This is a genomic window from Micromonospora sp. B006, assembly GCF_003408515.1.
GTDB lineage: Bacteria > Actinomycetota > Actinomycetes > Mycobacteriales > Micromonosporaceae > Micromonospora > Micromonospora echinospora_A.
This window is the reverse complement of the sequence record NZ_CP030865.1, coordinates 4,851,340-4,864,998: the sequence shown is the minus strand read 5'-3', so window position 1 is coordinate 4,864,998 and position 13,659 is coordinate 4,851,340. Positions and strand designations below refer to the sequence as shown.

Sequence of the window (13,659 nt, the reverse complement as noted above, 5' to 3'; positions counted from 1 at the left end):
CTGGGGTGCCCGTGACCGGTGTCCGGTCCCTGCCTGAGCGGGTGCGATCGGACCGGTGCATCACCGTGACTGGTCACTCTCCGTGATTTAGGGCACGTTGCGCAGCGTGATCGTCGGCCGTCGTCGTCCGGGCCCGCCCGCGGCCGTGAGACGATCACGACGTGACGGCGACGATCCTGGACGGCAAGGCCACCGCGGCGGAGATCAAGGACGAGCTACGAGCCCGGGTCAAGGCGCTCGCGGAACGCGGCATCACCCCCGGCCTCGGCACGGTGCTGGTCGGCGAGGACCCCGGCTCCCAGGCGTACGTCAACGGCAAGCACCGCGACTGCGCCGAGGTCGGCATCGCCTCGCTGCGGGTCACGTTGCCGGCCGACGCCACCCAGGAGCAGCTCGACACGGCGCTCGCCGAGCTGAACGCCGACCCGGCCTGCCACGGCTACATCGTCCAGCTCCCGCTCCCCGGGCACCTCGACACCCAGCGCGCGCTGGAGTCGATCGACCCGGACAAGGACGCCGACGGGCTGCACCCGGTCAACCTGGGCCGGCTCGTCCTCGGGTACGACGCGCCGCTGCCCTGCACCCCGCGCGGCATCGTGGAGCTGCTGCGCCGGCACGACGTGCCGCTGCGCGGCGCGAACGTGGCCGTCGTCGGCCGGGGCAACACCGTCGGCCGCCCGCTGGGCCTGCTGCTGACCCGGCGCAGCGAGAACGCCACAGTGACGCTCTGCCACACCGGCACGCTCGACCTGGCCGCGCACACCCGCGCCGCGGACGTCGTCATCGTCGCCGCCGGCGTGCCGGGCCTGCTCACCGCCGACATGGTCAACCCGGGCGCGACAGTGGTCGACGTCGGCATCACCCGCGTGATCGGCGACGACGGCAAGGGGCGCTACACCGGCGACGTCGACCCGGAGGTGACCGAGGTCGCCGGCAAGGTGGTGCCGATGCCCGGCGGCGTCGGCCCGATGACCCGCGCGATGCTGCTCACCAACGTGGTCGAACGGGCCGAGCGGGCGGGCTGACACCCACCCAGGTCATAACCGTCCGCCCCTGGCCCGATCGGTGCCAGGATGGCTGATACGGTCCGGAAAACCGACTGGTATCAGGGAGTGGGACAGACCATGGGTAAGAAGGTCACTGTCGTCGGCGCCGGCTTCTACGGCTCGACCACCGCACAGCGCCTGGCCGAGTACGACGTCTTCGACACCGTCGTGATCACCGACATCGTGGAGGGCAAGCCGGCGGGTCTCGCGCTCGACCTCAACCAGTCCCGCGCGGTCGAGGGCTTCGAGACCAAGGTCGTCGGCGTCACCACCGGCCCGAACGGCGAGGGCTACGACGCCATCGAGGGCTCGGACGTCGTCGTCATCACCGCCGGCCTGCCGCGCAAGCCGGGCATGAGCCGGATGGACCTGCTGGAGACCAACGCCAAGATCGTCCGGCAGGTCTCCGAGAACGTCGCCAAGTACGCCCCGAACGCCGTCGTCATCGTGGTGTCCAACCCGCTCGACGAGATGACCGCGCTGGCCCAGCTCGCCACCCAGTTCCCCAAGAACCGGGTGCTCGGCCAGGCCGGCATGCTCGACACCGCCCGCTTCACCAACTTCGTCGCCGAGGCGCTGAGCGTACCGGTGAAGTCGGTACGGACCCTGACGCTCGGCTCGCACGGCGACACCATGGTCCCGGTGCCGTCCAAGAGCACCGTGAACGGCAAGCCGCTGCGTGACGTCATGCCGGCCGAGCAGATCGAGGAGCTGGTCGTCAAGACCCGCAACGGTGGCGCCGAGGTCGTCGCGCTGCTCAAGACCGGTTCCGCGTACTACGCCCCGTCCGCCGCCGCGGCCCGGATGGCGAAGGCCGTGGCCGAGGACTCCGGCGAGGTCATGCCGGTCTGCGCCTGGGTCGACGGCGAGTACGGCATCGCCGGCGTCTACCTGGGCGTCGAGGCCGAGATCGGCGCCGAGGGCGTGAAGCGGGTCGTCGAGACCGACCTGGACGCCGACGAGCTGGCCGCGCTGAAGGAGGCCGCCGAGGCGGTCCGCGCCAAGCAGGGCGACGTCGCCAGCATGTGACGCCCGTACCACCGCGTCGAAGGCCCGCCGGTTCCCGCCGGCGGGCCTTCTGCTGTCCCGCCCCCGGTTCTCCCCGTCGATCATGAAGTTGACGGCGGAGATGGAGCAAGTCAGCCGCCAACCTCATGATCAACCGGGTGAGGGGTGAAGGGCGCGGTCAGGTGAGGGGTGGCCAGGACCGCGGGGGAGAGGGTCGCCAGCAGGTGCTGCCGGGAGTGGCGGGCCGTGTCCGGGTCCTCCTCGTGGGCGTACGCCAGCTCCGGGGCGACCAGCTGGATCGCGTGCACCAGCAGGTCGCCGGTGACCAGGAGGCGCTCGTCGTCCGCCTCGATGAGCACCGACTGGTGGCCCGGCGTGTGCCCGGGCGTGTGCAGCAGCCGTACCCCCGGGGTGAGGGTGGTCTCGCCGTCGACCACCCGCAGCCGGCCGGCGGCGCGCAACGGCCCCAGCAGCCGGGCCGGCAGCTCCGGGTGGAACAGCTCCAGCGCGTCCAGCTCGGCGCGCTGGACCAGGTGATCGGCGTTCGGGAAGAGCGGGCCGGCCCAGCCCACGTGGTCCGTGTGCAGGTGGGTGAGGACCACCGTGCGGACGTCGGCCGGGTCGATGCCGGCGGCCGCCAGCTCCGCTGGGAGCCGACCGGGTACCGGCGCCCAGCTCGCGGCGAGCGAGTCGGCCGGACCGATACCGGCGTCGACAAGGGTGACCGGACCGTCGCCGGACCGCACGGCGAACGCGCGGAACCGCAGCCACCACCGGCCGTCGGCGGTCACCGCGCCCGGATCGAGCCGGTCGGCCGCCCGCCAGTGCGCCTCCGTGGCGCCGGGAAACGCCTCGCCGCGGGGCTGGAAGAAGGGCCCCTCGCCGTCGGAGAGCGCGGTGACCGTGATAGACCCGAGAGTGCGGCTGCGCGGCATCGGACGATGATGCCAGCGGGTCGCGGTGCGGCGCAGCCCGCTTTCCGGCGGTCCACCCCGGGCCGCCTGGGGACTGCCGACCAGTTTCCAGTACGCTCGTACTGCTTGAGCACGTGTCCCCCGAGAGGAGCGCCGGCCGATGGCGAAGATCAAGGTAAACAACCCGGTCGTGGAGATCGACGGCGACGAGATGACCCGGATCATCTGGAAGCAGATCCGGGAGCAGCTGATCCTGCCCTACCTCGACGTCGACCTGCACTACTACGACCTGTCGATCCAGCACCGTGACGCCACCGACGACCAGGTCACGGTCGACGCCGCCAACGCCATCAAGGAGCACGGCGTCGGCGTCAAGTGCGCCACCATCACCCCGGACGAGGCCCGGGTTGAGGAGTTCGGCCTGAAGAAGATGTGGCGGTCGCCGAACGGCACCATCCGCAACATCCTCGGCGGCGTGGTCTTCCGCGAGCCGATCATCATGTCGAACGTGCCGCGGCTCGTCCCGGGCTGGACCAAGCCGATCATCATCGGCCGGCACGCGCACGGCGACCAGTACAAGGCCACCGACTTCGTCGTCCCCGGCCCGGGCACGGTGACCATCACCTACACCCCGGCCGACGGCGGCACCCCGATGGAGATGGAGGTCGCCAACTTCCCCGGCGGCGGCATCGCCATGGGCATGTACAACTACGACGAGTCGATCCGGGACTTCGCCCGCGCCTCGTTCCGGTACGGCCTGGACCGCAACTACCCGGTCTACATGTCCACCAAGAACACCATCCTCAAGGCGTACGACGGCCGGTTCAAGGACATCTTCGCCGAGGTGTTCGAGAACGAGTTCAAGGCCGAGTTCGAGGCCGCCGGCCTCACCTACGAGCACCGGCTGATCGACGACATGGTCGCCGCCGCGCTCAAGTGGGAGGGCGGGTACGTCTGGGCCTGCAAGAACTACGACGGTGACGTGCAGTCCGACACCGTGGCGCAGGGCTTCGGCTCGCTCGGCCTGATGACCTCGGTGCTGCTCTCCCCGGACGGCCGCACCGTCGAGGCCGAGGCCGCCCACGGCACCGTCACCCGGCACTACCGGCAGTACCAGAAGGGCGAGAAGACCTCGACCAACCCGATCGCCTCGATCTACGCCTGGACCCGGGGCCTGGCCCACCGGGGCAAGCTGGACGACACCCCGGCGGTCACCGAGTTCGCGAACACGCTGGAGAAGGTCATCGTGGACACCGTCGAGGGCGGCCAGATGACCAAGGACCTCGCGCTGCTCATCTCGCGGGACGCCCCGTGGCTGACCACCGACGAGTTCATGAACGCGCTCGACGAGAACCTGGCGCGCCGGCTCGCCGCCTGACGTGCAAGGAAGGGCCCCTTCTTAACGCCTCGCGTTGTAGAAGGGGCCCTTTTTAACACCTCAGGGCCGTCGGAGCGGCGTGACCTCGCTCGGTGCGCTCTCGTTGACAGGGTGGACGAGATGCCAGTCGCGTCCAGGAAGGTGGGTCACGGCCGCGCGCCGGCCGGCCGACCTTCGTGGCTGCTGAACGCAGCCAGCCGTCCCTTCCCTGCGGGGGGTCCTGTCCCGGGCCCCCCGCGCCCCCATGCCCGGGCCGCGGTTGTTAACAAGGGGCCCTTCCTCTACCGCAGGCGTTAACAGGGGGCCCTTCCTTTCACGCGGCGCGGAGCAGCTCGGCGGCTCGCTCGGGGGCGATGTCGTTGATGAACACGCCCATGCCGGACTCCGACCCGGCCAGGTACTTCAGCTTGTCCTTGGCGCGCCGGATGCTGAACAGCTGCAGGTGCAGGTGGCCCAGCTCCCTGTCGATCCGTACCGGCGCCTGGTGCCAGGCCGCGATGTACGGCATGGGCAGGTCGAACAGCCCGTCGAAGCGGCGCAGCAGGTCCAGGTAGAGCGGCCCGAACGCGTCCCGCTCGGCGTCGTCGAGCGCCGGGATGTCGGGCACCGGCCGGTGCGGCGCCACGTGCACCTCGAACGGCCAGCGCGCCGCCGCCGGGACGTACGCGGTCCAGTGCTCGTTGCTCGCCACCACCCGCTCCCCGGCGGCGCGTTCGGCGGCCAGCACGTCGGCGTACAGGTTGCCCCCGGTGCGTCCGGCGTGCCGCCGGGCGGCGGCCAGCATGTCGCGGGTGCGCGGCGTGACGAACGGGTACGCGTAGATCTGCCCGTGCGGGTGATGCAGCGTCACGCCGATCTCCACGCCCCGGTTCTCGAACGGGAAGACCTGCTCCACGCCGGGCAGCGCGCTCAGCGCGGTGGTGCGGTCGGCGAGCGCGTCCAGCACCGTGCGCACCCGGTGCGGGGAGAGCCGGGCGAACGAGGCGTTGTGGTCGTCGGTGAAGCAGACCACCTCGCACTTGCCGCGCCCGGGCCGTACCGGGGTGAACGGCGTGATCTCGGCCGGTTCGTCGGCAACCCGCTGGCTCAGCGACGGGAACCGGTTCTCGAACACGACCACGTCGTAGTCGGGCGCCGGGATCTCGCTGTGCCGGTCGCCCCGGGACGGGCACAGCGGGCACTGGTCTGCGGGGGGCAGGAACGTGCGGGTCTGCCGGTGCACCGCCACCGCCACCCACTCGTCGGTCAGCGGGTCGTACCGCAGCTGCGAGGCGGGCGGGGGAGGGGGCAGGTCCCGCCGGTCCGGCTGGTCGCGGACCGCGTCGTCCCGCTCGTCGAAGTAGATCAGCTCGCGGCCGTCGGCCAGCGCGATCTGCGTACGCTTCACTCCGCCCCCCTCTTCGCGGGCACCGCCACCAGCTCGCCCACCCTGTCCTCGAGTACCCGTCGTGCCTCGGGTGCCAACCGGTCGTCGGTGACCAGCACGTCTGCCGCGTCCAGCGGCACGATCGACGAGATGCCGACGGTGCCCCACTTGGTGTGGTCGGCCAGCACCACGAGCCGGTCCGCGGCGGCCACGAGCGCCCGGTTCGTGTCCGCCTCCATCAGATTGGGCGTGGTGAACCCGGCCCGTTCGCTGATCCCGTGCACGCCGAGAAAGAGCACGTCCAGGTGGAGCGCGGCGATCGCGGCCACGGCGAGCGGACCGACGAGCGCGTCCGACGGCGTGCGTACCCCGCCGGTGAGCACCACTGTCTGGTCGGGCCGGCCGCCGACGTGCAGCGCCTCCGCGACCGGCAGCGAGTTGGTGACCACTGTGAGGCCGGGCACGTCGACCAGTCGCCGGGCCAGCTCGGCGGTGGTGGTGCCGGCGGAGAGCGCGATGGCGGCGCCGGGCCGGACCAGTCCCGCGGCGTGGTCGGCGATCGCTGCCTTCTCGGCGGACTGGCGGTCGGCCTTCGCACGGAAGCCGGGCTCGTCCGTCGAGCCGGCGCCGGCCGGCGTCGCGCCGCCGTGCACCTTGGCGAGCAGGCCCTGCTCGTGCAGCGTGTCCAGGTCGCGGCGGATGGTCATGTCGGACACGCCGAACTCGGCGGCCAGCTCGGTGACCCGCACGCCACCGGCGAGACGCAGTCGTTCCAGGATCGCCGTCTGCCGCTGCCGCGCCAGCATTCCGGGCACACCTCCGAGCGTCACCGACCGCGCCATGTCACGCGGTCGAACGTGTTCCAACAAAGACGAACACTACCGCGCAATGAGGGGCGATGCGAGACCGCCGTCGTCCAGAGGCTGGACGACGGCGGTCGGAGGTGCTGACGTGCCGGTACGCGGCCGGCGGTCAGGCAGGCTGGAGGCGGGGCTCCACCCAGCCGGTCTCGGTGAGGTGTTCCATCACCCGGCCGATGGCCTCCTCGACGGACAGGTCGGAGGTGTCCACCACGAGATCGGCGTCGGTGGGCTCCTCGTACGGGTCGTCGATGCCGGTCATCCCGGTGAGCAGGCCGGCCCGGGCACGCGCGTACAGGCCCTTACGGTCGCGCTGCTCACAGACTTCGAGCGGCGTCGCCACATGGACCAGCAGGAAGCCCGCGCCGGCCGCCTCGGCCATCTCGCGTGCGTTGGTGCGGGCCGCCGCGTACGGCGCGATCGGGCAGCAGATGCCGACCCCGCGGTGCCGGGCGATCTCGGCGGCCACCCAGCCGATCCGGCGCACGTTGAGATCCCGGTCGGCCTTGCTGAACCCGAGCCCGGCGGAGAGCTCCCGCCGCACCACGTCGCCGTCGAGCAGCGTCACGGTGCGGTCGCCCTGTTCGCGGAGCACGTCGGCCAGGCCCCGGGCGATGGTCGACTTGCCCGAGCCGGACAGCCCGGTCAGGAAGATCACCAGACCCCGGTACCGCCGCGGCGGGCGGGCCCGGACCAGTTCCTTCGCCACCGCCGGCGGGGTGTGCCACTCGGGCAGCGGGAAGCCCCGGTCCAGCAGGTCGTCGATCTCCTCCGCGCTCAGCGCCAGCCGGCGGTTGCGCGGCGGGATGTCCTCGCGCCAGCGCCACTGCCCGTCCCGGTTGTCGTAGGCCAGCTCGCGGGGCACCAGCACGCGCAGGCCGGCGCCGGAGAGCATGCCCTCGGTGGAGAGCAGGTGGGTCACGCCGTACGCGGCGGCGACCCGCGCCCGCAGCAGCGCGTCGCTGATCTCGTCGCGCCGGCGGGCCAGCGGCACCGCCACCAGCGTCGCCGGGGGCATCCGGTCGCGGGCGGCGAACACGGTACGCACCAGCGCCTCGGACGGCAGACCACCGCTCGACCCCTCACCCACCGGGATCAGCACCAGCAGGTGCGCGCCGAGCGTGCGGGCCGCGTGCGCGATCTGCGCCAGTTGCGGGCGGTGCAGCGGACGGTCGGCGAAGACGCCGAGCACCCGGCCCGGCGGCAGCAGGCCGCGTACCTCCTCCGGGCCGCGCCGCAGGCGCTGGAACGGCCCGTGGCCGCCGTCGCCCAGGCGGCGTACGGCGCCACCGACGCCCACCATGCCCTCGCGGCCCGGCCAGACGTCCGTCACGTCCATCGCCGCCACCGGCGCGCCCTCGCCGTCGGTGAGCACCACCGCCCGGCGGGCCGGGTCCGCCGGGTCGAGCCCGTCGGCCAGCGCGGCCGGCACCTGGAGCGTCACCGGCACCGGCCACGGCGTGCCGTCGGCCAGCCGGCCGCGCCGGCTCAGCGAGGTCAGGTCGGCCCGGCTCATGAAACCGGTGAGCGGCGCGTACGCCCCACTCAGCAACAACTGGAGATCGGCCAGCTCAGCGGGCCTGGGCGCGTACGACGGCGCATCCCGCAGAACGTCCTCGGGCAGCAGCCACCCGTTGCTCATCGAACCCCCAACTCACCGGCCGGCACACAGTTTCGCAGCCCACCGGCGATCGGTCGAGAGCGCCACCCGGCCTCCCGGTAATCGCGCATTCCGGCGAGAGCGCCGAGGACGAACCGGGGTCACCGAATCCTTCCCGGCGGGCCGCCGCCGGTCGATCGTGCGAACGGCTCCCGGCGCGCGCCGTCCGGCCGAGCGTGCGCTCCCGGATCCGCCGGACCGCCCGCCGGATCCGGGCGCGGAGCCGGCGCGGGTCCTCCACCCGGGGTGTGCCGCCGTCGGCGCAGCGCACCACGAGCGGCAGGTTCGCGTCCAGGGCCCACCCGGCCTGGATCACCCGGGCCCGGACCTCCCAGGTGCCCCGGGCCCGGCCTCCGTCGAGCGTCGCGAAGTCGACGGTGGCGGTGCTGCGGTGGCAGACCTGGCCGTCGGCGGCCGGCTCGGTGGTGGCGTCGACCGGCAGGAAGAACTCCTCCCGGGTCTCCCGGCGGCGGATCACGACGTCGGTCCTCGCCCCGCCGGCCCGCATCACGACACCGTCGGGCGTCGCCTCGGCCATCGGGAGCACCGGCAGCCCTCGGTCGTCGAAGCGCAGCGGCTCGTCGCCGGCGCGCAGGTGGGCGGAGACTGCGACGGTCAGCGTCCGTCCCTCCACCTGCCACCTGTCGACGGCGGCGTGGGCCCGGACGCTCACCTCCCACTCCGCCAGCCGGCGCAGGTCCGCCATCCGCCCCTGCGCGGCGAGATGGGCGATCACCTGATACATCGGCGGCACCCCGGCGATCGCGTCCGGCGCGACACGCTCCTTCACGAGCTGCCCCACCTCGGCCGCCACCTGCTCGACCCAGTGCTCCGGCGCGCTCAGCAGGGCCTGCCCGCGCAGCCGGTTCAGCATCTCCTTGCGCAGCCAGCGCCGGTGCAGCCGGAGGCGGGCCGCGGCCGGCGGCCGGTGGGCGTCCACGATGTCCAGCGCCTCCCGGAGGGCCGCGTAGTACTCCGCCGGGTCCATCCGGGTGGCGGTGACGTTGCCCGCGTCCTGCCGGCGGGCGTGGTGGTAGCAGGGGTGGTCGGCCAGCACGCAGATCCGCTCGGCGAGCAGGTAGGCAGCCGCCATCAGCCGGTGGTCCTCCAGGCGTCGCGGGTGGCCCTCGGGGAACCGCAGCCCGTGCCGGTCGAGGAAGGATCGCCGGAACAGCTTGTGGCAGGTCATGCTGTCGGCCAGCGGCGCGTTCGCCAGTGTGGCGTCGAACCGGTTCTCCCGGAACAGCTCCCGCGGTACGCCCCGCCGGTGCCCGATCATCCGCCCGATGACGATGTCCGCGCCGTGGTCGTGGGCGCAGGCGTGCAGGCGGGCCAGCGCCTCGTCGCCGAACCAGTCGTCGTCGTCGGCGAAGAAGACGTACTCGCCGCGTGCCTGCTCCAGCCCCTGGTTGCGCGGGTGCGACGGCCAGCCCGAGTGTTCCAGGTGCAGCACCCGCACCTGCGGGTCGGCGGCGGCCAGCTCGTCCAGGCGACGCGGCGTGTCGTCGGTCGACCCGTCGTCGGCGAAGATCACCTCGTATCCGCCGGGCGGCAGCCCCTGCCGCGACAGCGACGTGACAAGCGGGTCGAGGTGGGCACCGCAGTTGTACGTGGGCACCACGACGCTCACCGCCGGCCGGTCCGTTCCCCCGCTCATACCGCCCCCTACGGTCCGATCGGACCGGGACGCCCGGTCCGTTTCCGCCACACACGGTGGCAGCTTCCTCACGCCGCCGCTACCCCGTCCCGGGTCACCTAAGGGGCCCGGAGCCGAGGGATCAGGGGATCGCCCGGGTCAGGACGGGCTCCGGCGCGGCCTCGGAGTCCTACGCTGAACGGCGTGACACTGCTCGCGACCGAGTCGCTGACCAAGACGTACGGAGGCCGGGTCACCGCGTTGGCCGACCTCACCGTGTCGGTCGAGCCGGGGATCATCGGGCTGGTGGGCGCGAACGGCGCCGGCAAGTCCACTCTGATCAAGATCCTGCTGGGTCTGCTCCCGCCGACCAGCGGCCGGGTACAGGTGCTCGGCCTCGACCCGACCACCGATCCGGCCGCGGTCCGCGCCCGGGTCGGCTACATGCCCGAGCACGACGCCCTCCCGCCCGACCTGTCCGCCGCCGAGCTGGTTACCCACCTGGGGCGGATCAGCGGGCTGCCGCGCACCGTCGCCCGGGAACGCGCCTCCGAGGCGCTGCGCCACGTCGGCCTGCACGAGGAGCGGCACCGGGCCGTCGGTGGCTACTCCACCGGCATGAAGCAGCGGGTCAAGCTCGCCCAGGCGCTCGTACACGATCCCGACGTGCTGCTGCTCGACGAGCCGACCAACGGCCTCGACCCGGCCGGCCGGGACGCCATGCTCGCGCTGATCCACCGGATCGGCACCGAGTTCGGCATCTCGGTGGTGGTCTGCTCGCACCTGCTCGGCGAGGTGGAGCGGATCTGCGACACGCTCGTCGCCATCGACGGCGGCCGGCTGCTGCGCGCCGACCGGGTGTCCGCCATGACCACCGCCACCGACGTGCTCGCCGTCGAGGTGAGCGAGGGCACCGACGAGCTGGCCGCCCGGCTCGCCGCGCTCGACCTGCCGGTGACCCGCGACGGACGGCTGCTGCTCGTCCCGCTCGCCGACGACGCCACCTACGACCAGATCCTCGGCGCGGTCGCCGAGCTGGACCTGCCGCTGCACCGGCTGGACCAGCGGCGGCACCGGGTGGCCGAGCTCTTCGCCACGAGGGAGCCCAGCCATGTCTGAAGCAACCGGGGTCATCCACGACATCGGCTACCAGCGCTACACCGGTCCGCGGCTCGGCCGCCGGCAGGTCTTCGGCGCGCTCTACGCGCACGGTGTGCGTACCGTCTTCGGTTTCGGCCGCAGCGCCAAGGCGAAGATCTTCCCCTGGCTGGTGGTCGCCGTGGTCACCGTCGTGGCCGCCGGGATCACCGCGGTACGCAGCCAGATCGGCGAGGTGGTGATGACGTACGCCCAGTTCGCCGACGCGATGAGCTGGCTCGTCATCTTCTTCGCCGCGGTGGCCGCGCCCGAGCTGGTCTCCCGCGACCTGCGCAGCGGTGTGCTGCCGCTGTACTTCTCCCGGCCGCTGCCGCGCGGCGACTACGCCCTGTCCAAGCTGCTGGCGCTGGTGACAGCGCTCTGGCTGCTGCTCGGCGGTCCGCAGCTGGTGATGTTCCTCGGCGCCGCGTTCACCACGAACCGGGGCGTACGCGGGGTGTGGGACGAGCTGCTCGACCTGCTGCCCGGGCTGCTCTACGCCGGGCTGTGGGCGGTGGTGTTCGGCTCGATCGCCCTGCTGGTCGCCTCGCTCACCGGCAAGCGCGCGTTCGCGGCCGGCGGCATCGTGGCGGTCTTCCTGATGACCACGCCGGTGGTCGGCGTGCTGTCCATCCTGCCGTCGACCACCGTCAACGAGCTGGCGTTCCTCGCCTCGCCGCCGACGCTCGTCGGCGGCGTGGGCAACTGGGCGCTCGGCGACCGGCTGACCCAGGGACGGGGCGGCATGCCGATCGGCGACTTCGGACCGGTCTACGCCGCGGTCGCCGTGCTGCTGGTCGCCGGCTGCGTCAGCCTGCTGCTCCTGCGATACCGGAAGGTGGCCGCCCGATGACGGCGATCAGCACCCAGTCGACGGCCGGCGCACCCGCCACCGCGACGAGCACGCTCGACCTGGCGGGCGTCTCCCGCTGGTACGGCAACGTGGTGGCGGTCAACGACGTCACCATGCGGCTCGGCCCCGGCGTGACCGGCCTGCTCGGCCCCAACGGCGCCGGGAAGACGACGCTGCTGCACATGATGGCCGGCTTCCTGTCGCCGTCGCGCGGCACTGTGACGCTGGACGGGGAGCCGACCTGGCGCAACCCCGCCGTCTACCGGCGGCTCGGCCTGGTCAGCGAGCGCGAGGCGGTGCACACGTTCCTCAGCGCGTACGAGTTCGTGCTGGCGAGCGCGAAGCTGCACCGGCTGCCCGACCCGGAGGCGGCGGCGCGGCGGGCGATCGAGCTGGTCGAGATGGAGGACGCGCAGACCCGCCGCATCGGCACCTACTCCAAGGGCATGCGGCAGCGCACCCGGGTCGCCGCCGCGCTCGTGCACGACCCGCAGGTGCTGCTGCTCGACGAGCCGTTCAACGGGATGGACCCGCGCCAGCGGCTGCACATGATGGCGTTGCTGCACCGGCTCGGCGACGCGGGACGGACCATCCTGTTCAGCTCGCACATCCTGGAGGAGGTCGAGCAGGTCTCCGGCACAGTCCAGGTGATGGTGGCCGGCCGGCTCGCCGCCTCCGGCGACTACCGGACCATCCGCCGCCTGATGACCAACCGGCCGCACGTCTTCGCGGTCCGCTCCACCGACGACCGCGCCCTGGCGGTGGCGCTGATGGCCGAGGCGTCGGTCTCCGGCGTCGAGCTGGGCCGCACCGGCCTGACCGTCAAGGCCGGCGACTACGGCGCGTTCACCCGGGCCCTGCCCCGGATCGCGCTCCGGCACGGCATCCGGGTCCGGCAGTTGCTGCCGGAGGACGAGTCGCTGGAGAGCGTCTTCTCGTATCTGGTGGAGGCATGATGTCGACAGTCACCTGGATCACCGCGCGCGGCCTGTTCGGCCGGAGCCGGTTCCTCATGCTGCTGCCGTTGCCGCTGATCCTGATCGGCCTGGCGGTGCTCTGCCGGTCGCTCGGCGTCGACCCGGGCCAGTGGGGGCCGCCGGTGCTCGTCGGCCTCGGCCTGGCGGTGGTGCTGCCGGTGGTGGCGCTGATCGTGGGCACCGGCGTGCTGGGCGCGGAGATCGACGACGGCACCGTCGTGCACATCCTCACCAAGCCGCTGCCGCGCTGGCAGATCGTGCTGCCGAAGCTGGCGGTGGCGGCCGGCGTCAGCGCCGTCACGGTGGGCGTCCCGATCTACGTCGCGGGCGTGCTGGCCGACTCGGTACGCCTCGGACTCGCGCTGGTCGTCGCCTCTGCGGCGGGCGCGCTGGCGTACTCGGCGCTGTTCCTGGCGCTGAGCCTGGTGACCCGGCGGCCGGTGCTGCTCGGCCTGGTCTACGTGCTGATCTGGGAGGGCCTGCTCGGCCGGTTCGTCGGCGGCACCCGGGTGCTGTCGATCCAGCAGTGGGTGATCGCCCTGGCCGACAGGATGGCGCCGACGCCGCTGCTCGGCACCAGTGTCTCGGTGCCGGTCGCGGCGGTGCTCACCGCGCTGGTGGCGGTCGGCTTCACCGTGCTGGCGATCGACCGGCTGCGCTCGTTCAGCGTGGCCGGCGAGACGAGCTGACCCCGGGGCGGAACCCGTTTTCCGACGTTCGCGACGGAAAACGGGTTCCGCCCTGCCGTGTCCGCTCTGCTAGTTTGCGGCGGCTACGACACCGACACGGGGAGAACACCTTGCGTTCAGCTCGACTCGCCCTGC

General features: G+C 72.7%; 12 protein-coding genes. 7 read left to right on the top strand and 5 right to left on the bottom strand.

Annotated elements, in window-relative coordinates; translation table 11 throughout:
* The first annotated feature begins 161 nt into the window (after window positions 1-161).
* A complete protein-coding gene (locus MicB006_RS21800) occupies window positions 162-1,025 on the top strand; it encodes a bifunctional methylenetetrahydrofolate dehydrogenase/methenyltetrahydrofolate cyclohydrolase (protein WP_116508576.1) in 864 nt (287 codons plus the stop codon).
* A gap of 99 nt (window positions 1,026-1,124) precedes the next feature.
* Window positions 1,125-2,075 carry a malate dehydrogenase gene (gene mdh, locus MicB006_RS21795; protein WP_116508574.1) on the top strand — a complete coding sequence of 317 codons (951 nt, stop codon included), beginning with the start codon at window positions 1,125-1,127 and terminating at the stop codon, window positions 2,073-2,075.
* 110 nt (window positions 2,076-2,185) lie between these two features.
* Here mdh and MicB006_RS21790 read toward each other — a convergent pair whose 3' ends face one another.
* Entirely contained in the window at window positions 2,186-2,989 is an 804-nt protein-coding gene (locus MicB006_RS21790) for an MBL fold metallo-hydrolase (protein WP_116508573.1), read from the bottom strand.
* A 139-nt stretch (window positions 2,990-3,128) separates the two neighbouring features.
* On the opposite strand from MicB006_RS21790, the gene MicB006_RS21785 reads away from it, so the two are divergent.
* Window positions 3,129-4,346: an NADP-dependent isocitrate dehydrogenase gene (locus MicB006_RS21785; RefSeq protein WP_116508571.1), complete on the top strand. Its 1,218-nt coding sequence runs from the start codon at window positions 3,129-3,131 to the stop codon at window positions 4,344-4,346.
* Window positions 4,347-4,659: 313 nt separating this feature from the next.
* Here MicB006_RS21785 and galT read toward each other — a convergent pair whose 3' ends face one another.
* The 4 genes from galT to MicB006_RS21765 form a co-directional block, all read right to left on the bottom strand.
* Window positions 4,660-5,733 carry a galactose-1-phosphate uridylyltransferase gene (gene galT / locus MicB006_RS21780; protein WP_116508569.1) on the bottom strand — a complete coding sequence of 358 codons (1,074 nt, stop codon included), beginning with the start codon at window positions 5,731-5,733 and terminating at the stop codon, window positions 4,660-4,662.
* Entirely contained in the window at window positions 5,730-6,518 is a 789-nt protein-coding gene (locus MicB006_RS21775) for a DeoR/GlpR family DNA-binding transcription regulator (protein ID WP_116508567.1), read from the bottom strand. Before MicB006_RS21775 ends, galT begins: the two co-directional genes overlap by 4 nt.
* 166 nt (window positions 6,519-6,684) lie before the next feature.
* On the bottom strand, window positions 6,685-8,214 hold the full coding sequence (cysC, locus tag MicB006_RS21770) for an adenylyl-sulfate kinase (protein ID WP_116508565.1): 1,530 nt from the start codon (window positions 8,212-8,214) through the stop codon (window positions 6,685-6,687).
* The gene (locus MicB006_RS21765; RefSeq protein WP_116508563.1) at window positions 8,144-9,889 is read right to left on the bottom strand and encodes a glycosyltransferase family A protein; all 1,746 of its coding nucleotides are present in this window, start codon (window positions 9,887-9,889) and stop codon (window positions 8,144-8,146) included. Before MicB006_RS21765 ends, cysC begins: the two co-directional genes overlap by 71 nt.
* 183 nt (window positions 9,890-10,072) lie before the next feature.
* On the opposite strand from MicB006_RS21765, the gene MicB006_RS21760 reads away from it, so the two are divergent.
* The 4 genes from MicB006_RS21760 to MicB006_RS21745 are packed head-to-tail and all read left to right on the top strand — an operon-like array spanning window position 10,073 to window position 13,524.
* Window positions 10,073-10,987, top strand: a complete 915-nt coding sequence (locus MicB006_RS21760) for an ABC transporter ATP-binding protein (RefSeq protein ID WP_116508562.1) — start codon at window positions 10,073-10,075, stop codon at window positions 10,985-10,987.
* A complete protein-coding gene (locus tag MicB006_RS21755) occupies window positions 10,980-11,858 on the top strand; it encodes an ABC transporter permease (protein WP_116508560.1) in 879 nt (292 codons plus the stop codon). Before MicB006_RS21760 ends, MicB006_RS21755 begins: the two co-directional genes overlap by 8 nt.
* Window positions 11,855-12,814, top strand: a complete 960-nt coding sequence (locus MicB006_RS21750; RefSeq protein ID WP_116508558.1) for an ABC transporter ATP-binding protein — start codon at window positions 11,855-11,857, stop codon at window positions 12,812-12,814. Before MicB006_RS21755 ends, MicB006_RS21750 begins: the two co-directional genes overlap by 4 nt.
* Window positions 12,814-13,524: an ABC transporter permease gene (locus MicB006_RS21745; RefSeq protein WP_073828835.1), complete on the top strand. Its 711-nt coding sequence runs from the start codon at window positions 12,814-12,816 to the stop codon at window positions 13,522-13,524. The genes MicB006_RS21750 and MicB006_RS21745 overlap by 1 nt, the downstream gene beginning before the upstream one ends.
* Window positions 13,525-13,659: the final 135 nt, after the last annotated feature.